This is a genomic window from Exiguobacterium sp. s121, from assembly GCF_018617245.1.
GTDB classification, from domain to species: domain Bacteria; phylum Bacillota; class Bacilli; order Exiguobacteriales; family Exiguobacteriaceae; genus Exiguobacterium; species Exiguobacterium profundum.
Genome location: NZ_JACSJV010000007.1, coordinates 1 through 18202 on the forward strand (window position 1 = coordinate 1; position 18202 = coordinate 18202).

Annotated in this window: 15 protein-coding genes, 3 tRNA genes, 1 other RNA gene and 1 other annotated feature; of the genes, 5 read left to right on the forward strand and 14 right to left on the reverse strand. The window is 47.3% G+C overall.

Going from position 1 to position 18202, the window contains the following annotated elements:
• Positions 1-375: 375 nt before the first annotated feature.
• The 6 genes from KOG47_RS14485 to tadA form a co-directional block, all read right to left on the reverse strand.
• A complete protein-coding gene (locus tag KOG47_RS14485) occupies positions 376-600 on the reverse strand; it encodes a YaaL family protein (RefSeq protein ID WP_031424056.1) in 225 nt (74 codons plus the stop codon).
• Positions 597-1196: a recombination mediator RecR gene (recR, locus tag KOG47_RS14490; protein ID WP_012727753.1), complete on the reverse strand. Its 600-nt coding sequence runs from the start codon at positions 1194-1196 to the stop codon at positions 597-599. The genes KOG47_RS14485 and recR overlap by 4 nt, the downstream gene beginning before the upstream one ends.
• 22 nt (positions 1197-1218) lie before the next feature.
• Complete coding sequence (locus KOG47_RS14495) at positions 1219-1536, reverse strand: YbaB/EbfC family nucleoid-associated protein (RefSeq protein ID WP_012727754.1); 318 nt, start codon at positions 1534-1536, stop codon at positions 1219-1221.
• A 14-nt stretch (positions 1537-1550) separates the two neighbouring features.
• The gene (gene dnaX / locus KOG47_RS14500; RefSeq protein ID WP_031424060.1) at positions 1551-3227 is read right to left on the reverse strand and encodes a DNA polymerase III subunit gamma/tau; all 1677 of its coding nucleotides are present in this window, start codon (positions 3225-3227) and stop codon (positions 1551-1553) included.
• Positions 3228-3321: 94 nt separating this feature from the next.
• An RNA gene (gene ffs / locus KOG47_RS14505) (signal recognition particle sRNA large type) lies at positions 3322-3589 on the reverse strand.
• Positions 3590-3642: 53 nt separating this feature from the next.
• Positions 3643-4143: a tRNA adenosine(34) deaminase TadA gene (gene tadA, locus KOG47_RS14510; RefSeq protein WP_215244442.1), complete on the reverse strand. Its 501-nt coding sequence runs from the start codon at positions 4141-4143 to the stop codon at positions 3643-3645.
• Between the two features lie 121 nt (positions 4144-4264).
• Between tadA and KOG47_RS14515 the strand changes: the two genes are divergently transcribed.
• Together KOG47_RS14515 and KOG47_RS14520 are read left to right on the forward strand one after the other, a co-directional pair.
• Entirely contained in the window at positions 4265-4900 is a 636-nt protein-coding gene (locus KOG47_RS14515; RefSeq protein ID WP_012727757.1) for a deoxynucleoside kinase, read from the forward strand.
• Positions 4897-5568, forward strand: a complete 672-nt coding sequence (locus KOG47_RS14520) for a deoxynucleoside kinase (protein WP_074035276.1) — start codon at positions 4897-4899, stop codon at positions 5566-5568. Before KOG47_RS14515 ends, KOG47_RS14520 begins: the two co-directional genes overlap by 4 nt.
• A 120-nt stretch (positions 5569-5688) precedes the next feature.
• Here KOG47_RS14520 and KOG47_RS14525 read toward each other — a convergent pair.
• The 7 genes from KOG47_RS14525 to pdxS all read right to left on the reverse strand — a co-directional run bounded on the left by KOG47_RS14525 (position 5689) and on the right by pdxS (position 10530).
• Positions 5689-5778, reverse strand: a tRNA-Ser gene (locus KOG47_RS14525).
• Between the two features lie 29 nt (positions 5779-5807).
• Positions 5808-5898, reverse strand: a tRNA-Ser gene (locus KOG47_RS14530).
• A gap of 37 nt (positions 5899-5935) precedes the next feature.
• A tRNA-Ser gene (locus tag KOG47_RS14535) sits at positions 5936-6026 on the reverse strand.
• A 138-nt stretch (positions 6027-6164) separates the two neighbouring features.
• Positions 6165-7448 carry a serine--tRNA ligase gene (serS, locus tag KOG47_RS14540; RefSeq protein WP_012727759.1) on the reverse strand — a complete coding sequence of 428 codons (1284 nt, stop codon included), beginning with the start codon at positions 7446-7448 and terminating at the stop codon, positions 6165-6167.
• Between the two features lie 51 nt (positions 7449-7499).
• Positions 7500-7708: a binding site (T-box leader), on the reverse strand.
• 18 nt (positions 7709-7726) lie between these two features.
• Positions 7727-8974 (reverse strand): D-alanyl-D-alanine carboxypeptidase family protein, encoded by a 1248-nt coding sequence (locus KOG47_RS14545; protein WP_196431817.1) that lies wholly within the window; start codon positions 8972-8974, stop codon positions 7727-7729.
• An 85-nt stretch (positions 8975-9059) separates the two neighbouring features.
• Entirely contained in the window at positions 9060-9638 is a 579-nt protein-coding gene (gene pdxT, locus KOG47_RS14550) for a pyridoxal 5'-phosphate synthase glutaminase subunit PdxT (protein ID WP_074035275.1), read from the reverse strand.
• 1 nt (position 9639) lies between these two features.
• Positions 9640-10530: a pyridoxal 5'-phosphate synthase lyase subunit PdxS gene (gene pdxS, locus KOG47_RS14555; RefSeq protein ID WP_012727762.1), complete on the reverse strand. Its 891-nt coding sequence runs from the start codon at positions 10528-10530 to the stop codon at positions 9640-9642.
• A gap of 288 nt (positions 10531-10818) precedes the next feature.
• On the opposite strand from pdxS, the gene pdxR reads away from it, so the two are divergent.
• The 3 genes from pdxR (at position 10819) to KOG47_RS14570 (ending at position 16402) form a co-directional block, all read left to right on the forward strand.
• On the forward strand, positions 10819-12222 hold the full coding sequence (pdxR, locus tag KOG47_RS14560; protein WP_159563186.1) for a MocR-like pyridoxine biosynthesis transcription factor PdxR: 1404 nt from the start codon (positions 10819-10821) through the stop codon (positions 12220-12222).
• The gene (locus tag KOG47_RS14565) at positions 12219-12839 is read left to right on the forward strand and encodes a class A sortase (protein WP_196431818.1); all 621 of its coding nucleotides are present in this window, start codon (positions 12219-12221) and stop codon (positions 12837-12839) included. Before pdxR ends, KOG47_RS14565 begins: the two co-directional genes overlap by 4 nt.
• A 140-nt stretch (positions 12840-12979) precedes the next feature.
• Entirely contained in the window at positions 12980-16402 is a 3423-nt protein-coding gene (locus KOG47_RS14570; protein WP_196431819.1) for an alpha-amylase family glycosyl hydrolase, read from the forward strand.
• A gap of 40 nt (positions 16403-16442) precedes the next feature.
• Here KOG47_RS14570 and guaB read toward each other — a convergent pair whose 3' ends face one another.
• Positions 16443-17906 (reverse strand): IMP dehydrogenase, encoded by a 1464-nt coding sequence (gene guaB, locus KOG47_RS14575; protein WP_074035270.1) that lies wholly within the window; start codon positions 17904-17906, stop codon positions 16443-16445.
• Positions 17907-18202 lie beyond the last annotated feature (296 nt).

Genomic DNA, 18202 nt, shown 5'->3' on the forward strand with positions numbered 1-18202 from the left:
CGTCCTGAGCCAGGATCAAACTCTCCAAAGAATTTGATATAGCTCTTAAATTGACGAAGCTTGCGCTTCATTCAAAAATTGTAAAACTTTTTTGCCTCATCGTTCAGTTTTCAAAGTTCGTCTGCCGCTCTTGGCGACTTAAATATCTTACCAAGTGGAGAACAAAAGGTCAACCACTTTTTAAAAATATTTTTTGTTTTCTTCGTCGCTTATCTCGGCGACGTCTATTAATATATCAGTAAAATAATAACCACGCAACCCTTTTTGTTAAAAAGATTAGAGAAATATATAAAAACTTCATTTGTTCAACCAAAACGATTTTTTTCTTTCATTATATAGGACTAAAAATAAAGAAGGCGCGCCATTGGCGTCGCCTTAAGAACGAAGAGACGATAACGAAACATTTCGCTTCTTTGCTTCTTTCAAATAGAAGAAGTAGAGAGCTTCCGCTTGCTTCACTTGAGCAGCTAGCTCTCCCGTGTCCTCTATGCTGACTTCAAGAATCCGACGTTTCGATTCAAACTTAGCCTTAGCTTCTAGCAACTCAGTCAGTAGTCGTTGATCATAATCATCTCTTAACGACTTACGAAACCATTTCATAGTTCTCTTCTACCTTCCATTGCCCGAGATAATGTCACTTCATCCGCATACTCCAAATCTCCACCGACTGGTAAACCATGGGCAAGACGCGTCACGCGAATTCCCGTCGGTTTGAGTAGTCTCGATAAATACATCGAAGTCGCTTCCCCTTCAATGTTCGGGTTGGTCGCTAAAATCACTTCTTGAATCGACTCGTTCTCTTGTAAACGTGTCAGCAAACTTGAAACATTAATATCCTCTGGACCAATCCCTTCCATTGGACTAATGGCTCCATGAAGAACATGATACTTCCCTCTGTACTCCCGCATCTTCTCCATAGCAATCACGTCTCTTGAGTCTTGAACCACACAAACCACCGTTTCATCCCGATGTGAGTCTTTGCAGATTGCACACGGATCAATATCTGTGATGTGGCCACACACGGTACAATACTTTATGTCACGCTTCGCACTCACGAGAGATTTCGCGAACGTCAACACATCGTCTTCTTCCATATCTAATACATGGAATGCTAAACGTACCGCAGTTTTCGGTCCAATCCCAGGTAACTTCGTAAAACTCTCAATCAATCGTCCAATGGCTTCAGGGTATTGCAACTCGCATCGATCCTTTCTTCACTTAAAAGCCTGGGAGGTTCATCCCTTGTGTGAAACGTCCCATCTTATCATTCACAAGCTGATCCGCTTGTTTCATTGCATCATTGATTGCTGCTAAGACGAGATCTTGTAACATATCCACATCGTCCGGATCGACAACGTCTTCAGCAATAATGACGTCTAAAACTTCTTTATGACCGCTGACGACAACTTTCACCATGCCGCCTCCCGCTGTTCCTTCAACCGATAACTCTTTTAATTCCTCTTGAGCTTTCGCCATATCTTTTTGCATCTTTTGCATCTGTTTCATCATGTTGTTCATGTTTCCCATTCCACGCATTCAGAGCGCCTCCCTTATGTTTCTTCGATTTCAACGACATCGCCAAAACGTTCCATCGCCTGCGCAACTAGCGGATCCTCGGTTTCCGGCTCTTCGACTTGTTCCGTTCGTTCTGCTTGTTTTTGAAGGATGAACTCATTTTTTAGTTCATTCCAATCCGTCTCAAGCACCGCCATGATTTCGCGACGAATCCCCGTCACTTCGAATAACGCCTGTTCAATCACATCGCGCGTACGACCATTTGAACTCACTTGTTCATAGTGCCATGTCATTCCATCTTTAAATTGTACCAGTAAGGTGTCACTTGCACAAAGGACAGCTTCACTTTCATAGAAGAGAGCGAAAATCGGACCATCTTGTATCCGAATATTCGTCATGATATCTCCCCAGCTGTCGCGAATCGCATTCAAATGCTGCCGTTCGGCCCGTTGCAAGAGTTGGCGAATCCGTTCTTTAGGCACCCGGATTTGTGTCCGTTTCGGAGCAGGCTTCGGCTTTTCTGCTTCTCCACCTGTCACGACAACACCATTCTTCTTCACTTCATTTAATTCACGGCTCAGTTCACGCACTTGATCCTGTAGTTGTGTCATTTGCTCACTAATTGTACGGCCTTGTTCCGCAATCCGGATGAATGTTAACTCCACCAACACTTTCGGATGGTTAGATAACCTCATCTGCTGTTGGCAATCATTGAGCTCTTCAATCACTTGGAACAATTCATCCGTTGAAGTCGCTTCGACGAACTGACGAAACTCGTCAGTCGGACGAGCACGTTCCAATAAGTCAGCTGCTTGTGGAGATGCTTTCAAGAGTAACGCATCCCGATGAACGAACACTAAATCTTCGATGAAACGTTTCAAGTCCTTCCCTTCACGTAACATCAATTCAAGCGTACTCAAAATGGCATTTAACTCTTTTCGCTGGAGACCATACGCCATGTCGAGCAACGTTTCATCCGTCACGGCACCCGTGACTTCTAACACCGCTTCTTCCGTCAACCGCCCATCACTGAATGCGAGCGCCTGATCAAGTAAGCTAAGGGCATCTCGCATCCCGCCATCGGCAGCACGTGCGATGAGTTTCAACGCTTCCGGATCGTAGTCATGGTCTTGGTCGTTCAAAATATAGGCCATCCGCGTTTGCAATTGACTCACTTCATGTCGTTTGACATCGAATCGCTGACAGCGGGAAATGATCGTGGCCGGAATTTTATGTGGTTCTGTTGTAGCCAAGATGAATATCGCATGTGCCGGTGGTTCCTCAAGCGTCTTTAACAACGCGTTGAATGCACCGGTCGATAACATATGCACTTCATCAATGATGTATACTTTGTAACGCCCTTGGGACGGCGGATATTTGACTTTGTCTCGAATCTCCCGAATTTCGTCAACTCCGTTGTTCGATGCGGCATCAATTTCAAACACGTCGGGACTTGTCCCTTCCGTGATGGCGATACACGTCGGACAGGTGTTACATGGTTCACGTGTCGGCGCACTTTCACAGTTGATTGCCTTGGCGATGATTTTCGCCAAACTCGTCTTCCCCGTTCCACGTGGGCCGGAAAATAGGTACGCATGTGACATCCGCTCCTCTAACAGAGCATTTTGAATCGTACGTGTGATATGGACTTGACCGACGACCTCTTGAAACGATTGAGGTCTATATACACGATATAACGCTTGATACGCCATGAGTTCGCCTCCTTCCCTACTGTTCTTCTCTATCTCATCATACAAAAAAATCTACAGCCCGGGGGCCATAGATTGAAGTTATAAAATAAATCTGCCGCGCACCGATTTCTGAAAGCACGTCAACATGCGTTACTCATGCAGTTTGCTCAGCCCAAGCACCCCTGCGGCACACGGTACGTCACCACTTAAGGCTGCTTCCTTCCGGACCTGACCTGGTTCATGGGTGACCGTTGCGCAGGACTCAGACGTCAACGCCACTTACATAAGGCAGACCACACCAGCGCACTCCCTCGAATCGGGATTCAGTCTCGCTACAGCGGATTGCGAGTGACAGGGCACCGCTACCTCCCCACCTAGCACGGCAAATGGGTAAATGAAATTAGGCACTATCTCGAGTGCTATTACATTATACTGTTTAATCGGTTGGGTTGCAACCTCTCTGATTGAGTCGGTCTTGTTTCTTCCTTTCCCGAAGCGCTCGGAAGAAATCTGTCAGGAGCTGTCCACATTCTTCTGCTAAAACATTTTCTGTCACTTCAGCTTGGTGATTGAATCGCTCATCCTGCACCAAGTTCATCAATGTCCCGCAACATCCACCTTTCGGGTCGTAGGCACCGAAAATGACACGTTTCACGCGAGATAACACGATTGCGCCCGCACACATCGGACACGGTTCAAGGGTAACGTATAGTTCGCAGTCTTCTAATCGCCAATTTCCTAACATTTCATTAGCCGTTTCAATCGCAATCATTTCGGCGTGTGCTGCCGCCAGACGATCTGTCTCACGACGATTGTGCCCAGTTGCAATCACCTGGTCTCCCTTTACGATTACACAACCAATCGGCACCTCGCCAATGGCTTCTGCTTTCTTCGCTTCTTCGATGGCCAACTGCATAAATCGCTCATCACGTTCCATCGATTCACCTCATTTCTTATTTAAAACTATGAAAAAAAATGAAAATCAAATCCCTCGCCATATCGCTCGTATTGTGTGCTAGAATGGAACTTGCACTTTGGATAATGGAGGATGACATCATATGTTTATAACGGTAGAAGGACCGATTGGTGTCGGGAAAACATCACTGGCCCATATCATCAGTCAGCATTTCTCGATGCAGATGCTGAATGAAATTGTAGAAGAGAACCCATTTCTCGGCAAGTTTTATGAAGATATCGAAGAATGGAGTTTCCAAACGGAAATGTTCTTCTTGTGCAATCGATTCAAGCAGTTGGATGATATTCACAAACACCACTTGAGTCAGCAACAATCCGTCGTTTCGGACTATCATATTTTCAAAAACTTGATTTTTGCTCACCGTTCGCTGAAACCGGCACATTTGAACAAGTACGAGCAGATTTATAAGATTTTGACACATGATATGCCGAAACCTGATGTCGTCATTTACTTACATGCCAGCATTGAGACATTAATGAAACGAGTCGCCTTGCGTGGACGTGAAGTGGAAGAAAATATGTCTCGTGATTACCTCGAACAACTTGCTCACGACTATGAGACGTTTGTTGAATCGTATCGCGCGGCCCATCCAGAAGTGAAGATTCTCTCGTTCAGTGGGGATGAACTCGACTTTGTACACAATCCGGACGACTTGACTCATGTCCTAAAAACGATTGAGCGTGAATTAGAATTAACTAAAGGAGCCCAAATAAAATGAAGCTGATTGATAAATATAACATCCCGAACGATACAATCATTACAATCGGGGGAATGGTCGGGATTGGGAAATCAACGATCACCAATTCGTTAGCCGATGCATTGAATTTCCGAACGTCTCTCGAAAAAGTAGATACCAACCCTTACCTCGATAAATTCTATCATGATTTCGAACGTTGGAGCTTCCATCTTCAAATTTACTTCTTGGCAGAACGTTTTAAAGAACAGAAGAAAATCTTCCAATACGGTGGCGGCTTCATCCAAGATCGTTCAATCTATGAAGATACAGGCATCTTCGCCAAGATGCACTATGAAAAAGGGACGATGTCACCAACAGACTACGAAACGTATTCTAGTTTGTTCGAGGCAATGGTGTTGACACCGTTCTTCCCGCACCCGGATCTATTAATCTATCTTGAAGGTTCGTTCGAACAAGTACTCGAACGCATTCAGATGCGCGGTCGCGAGATGGAACAGCAAACACCAATCGCTTATTGGGAAGAGATGTACACCCGCTACACAGAATGGATCAACAACTTCAACCTGTGCCCGGTATTGCGTCTCTCGATCGAAGAGTATGACCTCATCAACGACCCAGATTCAGTCGAACTCATTCTTGAGAAAATTGAAAAGCAACTCACGATTGCACGCGAAGCAAAAGTGAGATAATCAATAGAAGGATTGCGCCAACGAAAGCGTAATCCTTCTTTTTGTGCATAAAAAAATCCACAGCGCTTATGTCTGTGGATACAAAAAATGCATCTGCCTCTGCAGATGCCCGATTGAAAGCGGAGTTGGTGGGATTCGAACCCACGCGAGCCTTGCGACTCCTAACGGATTTCGAGTCCGTCCCCTTCAGCCGGACTTGGGTACAACTCCAGGCCTAAAAAAGTGTAAAAAAAAGAAAGTGGAGGAGGTGGTGGGATTCGAACCCACGCAGGCTATTACACCCCTGACGGTTTTCAAGACCGTTCCCTTAAACCACTTGGGTACACCTCCAAAAGATATAAAATTGTGTGAGCCTCCAAAAAAGAAATGGAGGAGGTGGTGGGATTCGAACCCACGCAGGCTGTTACACCCCTGACGGTTTTCAAGACCGTTCCCTTAAACCACTTGGGTACACCTCCAAAGCTCATATGCAATTCGTGAGCAACAGTGTCGCTCGACATGATTTATAGTACCAACTGAAGAGACAGATGTCAAACCCTTTTGTGAAAAAACATTAAAAAAATTGAGCAGCCTCAAAATCGAGGCTGCTCAAGCGTTTAGTTCGGCATTTCAATCTTTTCTTTTCCACCCATGTAAGGACGAAGAACTTCTGGAATCACGACCGATCCATCCGCTTGTTGATAATTTTCAAGAATCGCTGCGACCGTTCGTCCGACCGCCAAACCTGAACCGTTCAACGTATGCACAAACTCAGGTTTCGCATTGGCGTCACGACGGAAACGAATTCCCGCACGACGCGCTTGGAAATCTTCAAAGTTTGAGCAAGACGAGATTTCACGATAGACCCCTTGTGCCGGCATCCATACTTCAATATCGTATTTTTTCGCGGCAGTGAATCCGAGATCTGCCGTACACATGCTGAGCACTTGATAAGGAAGGCCTAGACGTTTTAAGACTTCTTCAGCATGACCTGTCAACAGTTCCAATTGCTCATAAGACTCTTCCGGTTTTACGAAACGGACGAGCTCGACTTTATTGAATTGGTGCTGACGAATTAATCCACGTGTGTCACGTCCCGCTGACCCAGCTTCAGAACGGAAGTTTGCACTATATGCAGTATACGCGATTGGAAGTTGTGTTTCCGGAAGAATTTCTTCACGGTGCATGTTCGTGACCGGTACTTCAGCAGTCGGAACGAGGAAGTAGTTCGTATCCGCTACTTTAAATGCATCCTCTTCAAATTTAGGAAGCTGACCCGTTCCTGTCATCGAATCTCGATTGACCATGTAAGGAGGTAACACTTCAGCGTACCCATGCTCATCTGAATGAAGGTCCATCATAAAGTTGATGAGGGCACGTTCTAAGCGAGCGCCTAATCCTTTATAGAAGACGAAGCGGCTACCTGTTACTTTTCCAGCGCGCTCGACATCGACGATTTGAAGATCTTCCATCACGTCCCAATGTTGCTTAGGCTCGAAATCAAACTCAGGCTTTGTCCCGATTTCGCGAATCGTCACGTTGTCGTCTTCCGTTTCGCCGATTGGTGTTGATTCGTGCGGGATATTTGGGATGCTGAGTAAAATCAAGTTGAGTTCTGCCTCAACTTCGCGTAACTCTTCGTCCAACAGTTTGATTTCATCGCCGAGGCGACGTGTCTCTAAAATCGGACCTTCGGCATCTTCTTTGTTCCGCTTCAATTCAGCGATCTGTTTTGTCGCTTCGTTGCGCTTCGCTTTCTTCACTTCGACTTCGTTGATCAAGTCGCGACGTTTCTCCTCTAGTTGTGGGAAGCGGTCAAGTGCACTCAAGTCTTCCCCCCGGTGAGCTAACTTTTCTTTAATCCCTTCAAAATCCTGTCGCAAACGTTTAATGTCTAACATTGCTATTCCTCCTTTTTCATATAAAAAAGGTGGCACGTCCCTTTCCCGTAGGAAAGGGACGAACCACCTTGGATCCGCGTTGCCACCCTCGTTGCCCAAATGTTTGAGCCACTCGATGCACGTAACGTGTGCGAACGTGACTTGTTTCCAAGTCAATGCTCCGAGGCCGATTCGGTCACGTCATCTCACTAGTTTGCACCAACCACTAGCTCTCTGTCAGTAGACGTACGTAACGTACTTATTCTCATCATCGCATCTGTCATTGAATTAATCTTACTTTACAACATCTCAACTTGTTCGACAAGACTGATTTTTCCAAGTGCGAGTCGGATTTGATCGAGGAAATCCAAAAAAGCTCGCGTTATTCTCGTCAAGAACGAGGCGGTATCGACCGACTCCGCTGTAACAAGTGCCATCTTAGGAGGAGCCTCTCCCTCTAAATAGCGTACGTTCTCCGAAGAATCGATGGTGACCATGCCTGCCTGTGTGTCAGCCTTAATCGGAGCCTCTAAATCAAGCAGATCATATTCAGGCTCCGGTACGGGTCTTCCTTTTTCGACTAATACTTCAAAGTCGTTCGTCGTTCGGACCGCGACTTGCTCTTCCTCGCCTTGAGAGACCGTTGCCATCTTGGAGATTGTCTCCCCCATCCGCAAGATTGGGGTCATCACGAAATCCGCATAAGCATAATCATGTAGCGCTTTCGTTGCTGCATAACGTCCCTCGTCCGATGTTGCACCGAGGACGACCGACAAAACGGTACGCCCATCCCGTGTGGATACGCCGATGAAACAATATCCCGCCTCATTCGTCGTTCCTGTCTTGAAGCCGAGCATTCCCGGATAAGCGAGGTCACGATTAGCGAGCATGCGATTCGTCGCATCAAATCGAACACCGTCGACGTCCACGTATGCCCGCTTCGTCACGTCGAGCACTTCCGGATACGTCGTCAAATACGCAATCGCGAGCTTCATCAAGTCCTTAGCAGACGTCAAGTTGTCTCCCGGTAGGCCAGCGGATTCAGAATCGAGTCCTGAGGCGTTCGCGAACGTCGTTTGCGTCATCCCTAATTCATCAGCCCGGCGATTCATCTCTTTGACGAATGCCTCTTCCGAACCGGATACGGCCTCCCCGAGCGTTACGGCCGCTTCATTCGCTGAACGAATCAACGCGGCATCGTATAATTCTTTGACGGTATATGGTTTATTTAACAGCGGGATTCGTGCCAACCCCGGCTTTCTCGTCAACGCCAAAGCAGCATCGCTCGGTGTGATTTCTTGTGTCCAACTGAGTTTCCCTGCCTGAATCGCCTCACGCGTCAAAAATGCAGTCATCAGCTTCGTGATTGAAGCCGGCTGAAGCATCGAATCTTCTTGTTTGGCAAATAGAACTTGTCCTGTCGTCACGTCTACAAGCATCGCGCTTGCTGCATCCACTTTCGGAGCGGCCGCAGAGGCAGCCGATGGCAACATGGTCTGTATGACGAATACGACAGTGAGCAATATGATGAAATAACGGGCCTTCACATCGTTTCCCCTTTCTGTACGCTTCTTTGTTCAGTGTAACAAAAAATAAGTTTGAAGGACCCCCTTTTTGCGAGGTCCCTCAAACTTATACATGTTGACTCTGATTCGCTTTGACCATCTCGATAAAATAGCGATGTAACGAGAGGTCATCCGTCAATTCGGGATGGAACGAGCAAGCCAGATACTGATTGTAACGGACCGCCACAATCGCTTCCTCCACTTCAGCGAGCACATCTACTTCCGGTTCGACACGTGCCACTTGTGGGGCACGAATAAAGACCGCTTCGACTGGCTCATCGATCCCTTTCACTGGAAGGTCGACTTCAAAACTGTCGACCTGACGTCCGAACGCATTGCGTTTCACTGTCATCGGGATTTTCTTCAAGTGGGCGTCATACCCTTCGACTTCGTTCGCGAGAAGAATCATGCCGGCACATGTGCCGAACATTGGTAACGTTTCCGTCTCTCGAAGTGGTTCAAGTAATCCATAACGATCGAGTAGTCGACGCATTGCCGTGCTCTCTCCACCTGGTAACACGAGTCCGTCAATTGACTCCAAGTCTTCTACCGAGCGAACGACAACGGTTCGAGCACCGAGCGCTTCCAGCATGCGAACATGCTCACGAATCGCACCTTGCATTCCTAATACGCCAATCGTTACCATCTTACCAGCCTCGTGGTGCCATGAGTTCTTCTTCTTTGAGTGTGCGGACGTCGAGTCCTTTCATCGCCTCACCCAATCCTTTTGACAAGTGTGCGATTCGCTCATAGTCATCGTGATACGTTGTTGCTTCTACAATGGCACGTGCAAATTTTTCTGGGTTCTCCGCTTTGAAAATACCAGATCCGACAAAGACTCCATCTGCCCCGAGGTGCATCATCAAGGCAGCATCCGCTGGTGTCGCGATTCCACCTGCCGCAAAGTTTACGACCGGCAGACGGCCCGCTTCACGGATTTGCATCAATACTTCAAACGGTGCACCGAGGTCGCGCGCCTCTGTCATGACCTCATCCACACTCATCGACAAGAGACGTTTCACTTGAGCTTGGACTGTACGCATATGACGAACCGCTTCGACGATGTTCCCTGTTCCCGGCTCCCCTTTTGTACGAATCATCGCTGCCCCTTCACCGATACGGCGGGCTGCTTCACCGAGGTCGCGTGCTCCACATACGAACGGCGCCGTATAGTCGCGCTTGTACAAGTGGAACTCTTCGTCGGCTGGTGTCAACACTTCACTCTCGTCAATGAAGTCGACCCCCATCGACTCGAGGACACGTGCTTCAGCGATATGCCCGATCCGGCATTTTGCCATAACCGGCACAGATACTGCCCCCATGACGTCTTCGATGATTGTCGGGTCAGCCATACGGGCAACGCCACCCATTTTACGGATATCTGATGGTACACGTTCGAGTGCCATGACAGCCACAGCACCGGCAGCTTCAGCGATTTTCGCCTGTTCAGCGTTGATGACGTCCATGATGACGCCGCCTTTTTGCATTTCAGCCATCCCACGTTTTACTTTATCTGTCCCTACTTGTCTCTTTTCCATTGAAATCCCTCCATTGATTCGTGTTCTACTTGCTAGTATAAGTTGAATTGACTATATTAAAAGTGCCAGTTTCTCATTATTTAAAGTGGTCAGTTTTAAATAAAGGACTCTATTTCATCTATCACGAACCTGTTGAAGTATAAAGGAGGAGTACGTATGTTAAACCGCGATTCGTTTGATGGGGGTCATCGTGCCTCATTCGGGACACCCGGGATTGTCTCTTTCATCATTATTCTTGGGTTTATGCTCTACTTCTTTTTTGGTTCGTAAAGAAAGGAACGTCACACCATGGATATGCTTACCTTATCGCTTGATCAAGAATCGTCCATCCCGCTTTACGAGCAATTGTATAAACACATTCGGGATGCCATCCTCGACGATACGTTAAAGACAGGAACCAAATTACCTTCAAAGCGTAAGCTCTCTCAATTTTTAGATGTCTCGCAGACCACGGTCGAGTTCGCGTATGCCCAGTTACTCGCCGAAGGATACATCGAGTCCATTCCTCGAAAAGGATTTTATGTGTTACCTCAAGAGGAACTGTACGTCCGGCGCTCGAGTAGTACCATCACACCAGCCCCTCAGCGAAAGACATATGATTATGATGTTTCCCCGAGTCAAATCGACACGACTGCCTTCCCGTTTGAACGATGGAAGCGACACATCAAACATGTCGTCGATGACGTGAATCATGAATTACTTGCGTTAGGTTCTGTTCAAGGAGATCTAGAATTACGCCAAGAAATCGCCACATATCTTTATCACTCCCGTGGCGTACAGTGCTCACCAGAACAGATCATCGTCGGGTCCGGTACGGAACAGCTGTTGCCACAACTCTTGAATCTATTACCGGACTCGTCTATCTTCGGGATCGAAGACCCTGGTTATCCGCTCACGCGATTGTTGTTCGAACAACAAGGACGCACGTCGATTCCTATTCCCGTAGACGATAGTGGTGTTTGTGTGAATGAGCTCGAGCGTCATGCAATCGATGCACTATATGTCACACCTGCTCATCAATTTCCGACAGGGACCGTCCTGTCTGTCAGTCGAAGGCAACGTTTGTTAAATTGGGCACTCGTCCATCAGACGTATATCATCGAAGACGATTACGACAGCGAGTTTCGCTATAGCGGCAAGCCGATTCCGTCACTGCAGAGCATGGACCCGAACGAACGGGTTATCTATATCAGTACGTTTTCAAAATCTCTCATGCCATCCTTACGCATCGGCTATATGGTCTTACCGACACCCTTGTTAAACCGTTACCGGGAACGACACCAGTATTTCACCTGTAGCGTTCCCCGGTTCGAACAACAGACGTTGGCCTTATTCATGTCGAGCGGTGACTTTGAGAAGCATTTGAACCGGATGCGAAAAATATACCGTCGTAAGTTAGAAAGTGTCCTCTCCGCCTTCCGACCATTCGAACCGACCGTCACCGTGACCGGAGCAAGTGCCGGATTGCACGTCGTGTTGACCATCGCGACCGAGCGAACAGAGCAAGAATTGAAGCGGTCCGCCGAATCCGCCGGAATCGCCATTAAATCCATGAACGACTATCGTATCGTGCATCCGGACTCCCACAAGCAATTTCTGTTCGGGTTTGCGCATTTGTCTGAGTCGACTTTACCTGACGTGATCGTTCAGTTGATGCTTGCGTGGGAAGTTTCAAAAGGAGGGAAGTCATGAATCGACGTATCCGGTGGCTCATCGGACTTTTACTCATTGGGAGCGGCATCCTCTTTTTGACGAGTCCAATTTGGGAAAATGCCATTGTTAGTTCGACGAGTGAATACGTGGTGGAACAGATGGAATTTCAAGAAGAGAGCGAATTTGATCCAAGTTATAATTTTAAAGCCGTCAGTCCGCTCTCTGTATCGGACGTCCTACAAGCGCGCAATCGGTTTCATAATTTGCCGACAATCGGCGTGATTTCAATTCCCGATGTCTCACTGAAACTTCCCATCATGAAAGGCTTGGACAATGAAAGTCTCGCGGTAGGCACCGGAACGATGCATCCTGAACAAGAGATGGGCAAAGGGAACTACGCGCTCGCCGGCCACTACCTACAACGAGCAACTGCCCTATTCGGACCGCTCCATGAAATCGAGGTCGGTGCCACGATCTACCTTCAAGATGAAACGCAAACGTACGAGTATGTAGTCACTTCGCTTGAAACCGTCTCTCCTGAACGAGTCGATGTATTAGATGTCACCTCAACCCCAACCATCACGTTAATCACGTGTACGTTCGATACGACAGAGCGCCTGATTGTAAAAGGGAAGCTTGTCGCCTCATCCTCTTGACCGCTTCTCCTTTCAGAATAGGAGAGGCGGTTTATTATTTTTTCAAAAACATATTGTTAGCGCTTTCAAGTTCCGATAAACTATTTTTGAAAACGTTTGCATAAAAGTGTGCAAATCCATTTGACAGGAAGAGGTGCCTCATGAAAAAAACAACCGCTCGTCAGGCTTCAACGCTGATCCTTTCCGGAGCATTACTCATTCAAGCCGGTGTCCCGATGAACGCATTGGCCGAACCGACCATGATGACGATTGATGGATTGAAAACAGACTGGAGCTCGATCCCAGCCCTTGCGACTTCCCCGGCTACGGGTTGGCAAGGATTTGATGTCGGTGATTTATACATACAAAACGATGCTCAACATCTTTATTTTTATGTAGATGCGAACAATGTCCCGAATTGGGGCGACAACGGACAATACATTAACATCGCCCTTCAAATTAACGATGAAGATTCTGGCGTCTCTGAAAATCCACTCGGATACCCATTCGACTTTACAGGCGTCGACAAGGCACCTCAATATCATGTTCTCGTTCGTGTCGATGGCGATCAAAAAGTCAAAGAGGCCGCCCTTTATAAGGCCGGACAGGATACCCCACTCTTACAATTGAACCAATTGAACGGTGCGGCTTTCGCAGTGGACCGGACGAAAGGATTCGAAGGAAAGATTCCATTATCCTTACTCGGGCTAAACAATGGAGACCAAGTTCGTGCCTTGACTGTATTGAGCGGCAATAATGCAGGAGAGCATGGTGCGTTCGATACGATTCCAAGTAACGCGGCCAACCAACTGGCGAACAGCTGGAACGTCGCTGCTACTCCGTCGACGCAATCCGTATATAGTGCCCCGTTCACGTTAAATGGGGTGGAGACGATTGATCAGCTTGAGGTCGTTTCGGTGACCCCGGCTTCATCCTCGATCGACGTGGATGTGTCTACCCCAATCACATGGACGTTCAACGAACCTGTCCGTCTCGATACTGAAGCAGTCACGCTTCAACAAGGAGAGACAAAAATCCCGGTCGACGTGACAACGAACGGTTCGACCGTGACACTTCAGCCGAAAGAGGCACTCGCACTCGACACGTCATATACGGCGACCATCCCAGCGGATGCGGTGACAGGGACGATTTCCAACACGTCACTCCCTGCCTTGACGACTTCGTTCAAAACGGCAACCAAGCTCGCCGATCCATGGGAAACGACTCGTTATATCGAGATGAAGTATGTCCGCGCGGATGGAGATTATACGGATTGGAACTTGTGGACGTGGAGCACCGGTAAAAAAGACGGCCAAGTTGACCCGTATCGCATCACGGAGGACGGGGCCATCTTCCGAATCCCCGTTGGCCAAGACGCCACCAAAGTCGGATTTGTGATCCGAAAAGGAACGGATTGGGCTGTGAAGGACGCATACGGAGAAGACAGATACGTCACGCTCGGAGAAGACCGTGTCACGAAGGTCCTCGTCGAAAGCGGCAAAGGTGTGTTCCATCAAGTTCCGACAGTCAACGGACCAGTGTACGGTACAGACGGGATTAGTTTCTTCTACCGCGATGTAGCACTTTATGAATCCGGAAAAATGAATGAAATCGAACAGGTCGCACTCAAAATCAATGATGAAACTTATCCGATGACGTATGAGCCTGAAAACGAATGGTTCCGCCACACAGTGCGTTTGCCTGAAGGCGTTCATGATTACACGTACCTCGTCACAAAAGACGGGGTGACGACTGAAGTGAAGGATCCGTACTTTGAGGCTTCTCAAATCGAGTATCGCCAACCGACCGTCAAACTCACTTCTTCAGTCAGTCCAAAAGCGATTAGCTCCAGAGAAAATGCCGTCCTACGGGTAAAACCAACCTTACCAAAGGGAGTGACGCTTCGTGAACTCTATATCGATGCACGACCTCTCGGAGGACCCGCTAAGTTGCACATCGACCGTGCATTGAATGCTCAAACCATTGCGGTGAAAGATACGATCAAACCAGGAAACAAGACGCTCTCTGTCACAGCCGTCGACCAGTATGGAAATGTCCATCGCTCGAAGACCACCATCCGTGTCGTTCCGAAATCGATGAAAGAGAAACAAGCATTTGATTGGGATGAGGCACGAATCTACTTCATGCTAACCGACCGCTTCTACAACGGGGACGTGTCCAATGATAATCCGAACCGTGAGTACTATGATAAAGACCATCTGGAATCGTACCATGGTGGAGACTTTGCGGGTGTCACAAAAAAACTCGATTATTTAGATGACTTAGGCATCAATACAATCTGGATTACACCGATTGTGGATAACATCGATTGGGATTTGCGTTATGGGAAAGATGGGTCTCAATATGGCTATCACGGATATTGGGCGAAAAACTTTGAAAAACTTGATGAACACCTTGGAGATATGGCCGCATTCCATAAATTGATTGACGAGGCGCATAAGCGTGGCATCAAAATTATGGTCGATGTCGTCTTGAACCATCCAGGCTACGGCATGGAACCAGGTGCAAGTTCAGCCGTCACGAATTTCCCGACGGATGCAGAACGACAAGTATTCGATGGCATGATTCGCGAGAATCCGGTCGATGGGGACGACCTCAGAATGTCCTTATCTGGTCTTCCTGATTTCAAGACCGAGGAAGCGGCCGTGCGGGAGCAATTGGTCAAATGGCAGACGGATTGGATCAAACGTTCGAAAACGAAAAAAGGAAATACAATCGACTACTTCCGTGTCGATACGGTCAAACATGTAGATTCAACGACGTGGAAATCATTCAAAAATGAGCTGACAACAATCAAGCCAGATTTCAAACTCATCGGCGAACACTATGGAGCCAGCATCAACAATACAGGCGGTTATCTGCGGAGTGGACAAATGGATTCCTTGCTCGACTTCGATTTTAAATACCAGGCCGAGCGATTCGTAAACGGCAACATTGAAGATGTAGAAAAATCGCTCCAATATCGGAATAACCAATTATCGAATGAAGCAACGCTTGGACAATTCTTAAGTAGCCACGACGAAGATGGATTCCTCGTCTCGCGCGCAGATGGAGACACAGGTAAGCAAATGGTCGCTGCCGCCCTTCAGATTACGGCCAAAGGTCAACCGGTCATCTATTACGGAGAAGAAGTCGGGCAATCTGGGAAACATGCAGGGGATATGGATAAAGGTGAGTTCAATGAGAACCGCTATGACTTTGACTGGTCACGTGTCAAAGGAGAAGGGAAAGCGATGCATACGCATTACCAAAAACTATTGAATATCCGTGCAGACTATTCTCACGTATTCAGTAAAGGAACACGATCATCCGTCTCTGTGAATGCCAATTCTGGTTACTCGATTTTTGAGCGGGCCTACGGCAAACAGTCCGTTCTCGTCGGATTGAACACGAAAGAGAAAGCACAAACCGTTTCATTTAAGACGTCGTATAAGGCGAAGACTATTTTGATTGACCGCTATAGCGGCAAATCATACACTGTTCAAAAAGACGGGAAGGTGACCGTCTCACTTCCTGCTCAAGATCAGGGAGGTACCGTCATTTTAGTCGAGAAACGCAAATAAAGAACCGCCATCCTGAGTGAACAGGATGGCGGCTTTTTCATTAACGTGAATAGTTTGGTGCTTCTTTTGTAATGTTGACATCGTGTGGGTGGCTCTCTTGGAGTCCAGCACCTGTCATACGAATGAACTGTGTATCTTCACGAAGGGCACGAATGTCGGCAGCGCCGCAATACCCCATACCTGAACGAAGACCACCAATCAATTGATAGACCGTGTCAGCCAGTTCACCGCGATACGCGACGCGACCTTCGATACCTTCAGGAACGAATTTTTTGTCTGCTTCTTGGAAGTAACGATCTTGGCTTCCGCGTTTCATCGATGCTTCTGATCCCATACCACGGTATGTCTTGAATTGACGACCTTGATAGATTTCCATTTCACCTGGGCTCTCTTTCACACCCGCAAGCAAGCTTCCGAGCATGACTGCATTGGCTCCAGCGGCGATGGCTTTGACGATATCACCAGAGTACTTAATTCCACCGTCAGCGATGACTGAGACACCGTGCTCTTTCGCTTCCATCACGCAATCATAGACTGCTGTGATTTGCGGAACACCGACACCTGCGACGACACGTGTCGTACAGATCGAGCCTGGTCCAATCCCAACTTTAATGACGGATGCTCCTGCTTCAATCAATGCACGCGTCGCTTCTGCTGTTGCCACGTTCCCTGCGATGATTGGAAGGGATGGGAACATATCACGTAACTCACGAACCTTTTCAAGTACGCCAGCTGAGTGACCGTGTGCCGTATCGATAACCAATGCATCCACACCTGCTTCAACCAACACTTGAGCACGTGAAGCCGCGTCTTTCGTCACACCGACTGCAGCTGCGACAAGAAGACGACCTTGCTTATCTTTTGCTGCGTTCGGGAACTGTTCGACCTTTTCGATATCTTTCGTCGTAATGAGACCTTTTAATACACCGTTCTCATCGACAAGTGGAAGTTTCTCGATGCGATGTTGATGAAGGATACGCTCGGCTTCTTCAAGCGATGTACCCACTTTTGCTGTGATGAGGTTCTCTGTCGTCATGACATCTTTGATTACCGTCGAATAGTCTTTGATGAAGCGAAGATCACGATTCGTTAAAATACCAATCAATTGACGTTCATCTTCTGAGTTGACGATTGGGACGCCCGAAATACGATACTTACTCATCAAGTATTCTGCATCGTATACTTGACGGTCTGGAGTTAAATAGAACGGGTTTGTGATGACACCATTTTCTGAGCGCTTTACGCGATCGACGTGCTCAGCCTGCATTTCCATCGACATATTCTTGTGAATGACACCTAAACCACCTTGACGGGCCATAGCAATCGCCATTGGGGCTTCAGTAACGGTATCCATACCGGCACTGATGATCGGAATATTTAATTCGAGTCCTTCACAGAGCTTCGTGCTTAAATCAACGTCACGTGGTAAAACATTTGAAAACCGTGGTACGAGTAATACATCATCAAATGTTAAACCTTCTTTTGCAAACTTATTTTCCCACATAAAAATTGATGGCCCCTTTCTCGTTCTACCTACATCTTTGTTTCGAAATATTTCTGTAATGGTAACAGGTATAACGTAAAAGTGCAATTCAATTCCCGATGTTCAGAAAGTTCAGAATTGTGTTCATTAACTTAAATAAGATTAAAATTGTTCGGAATTTCATCGTGTGAACAAGCAGAATATGAAGTTCGATTTCATTATGAACGTAAAAAAACGACCGAGCGTATGCTCGGTCGTCCTGCGTTGTTGCCTGGCAACGTCCTATCCTCACAGGGGGAGATCCCCCAACTACTTTC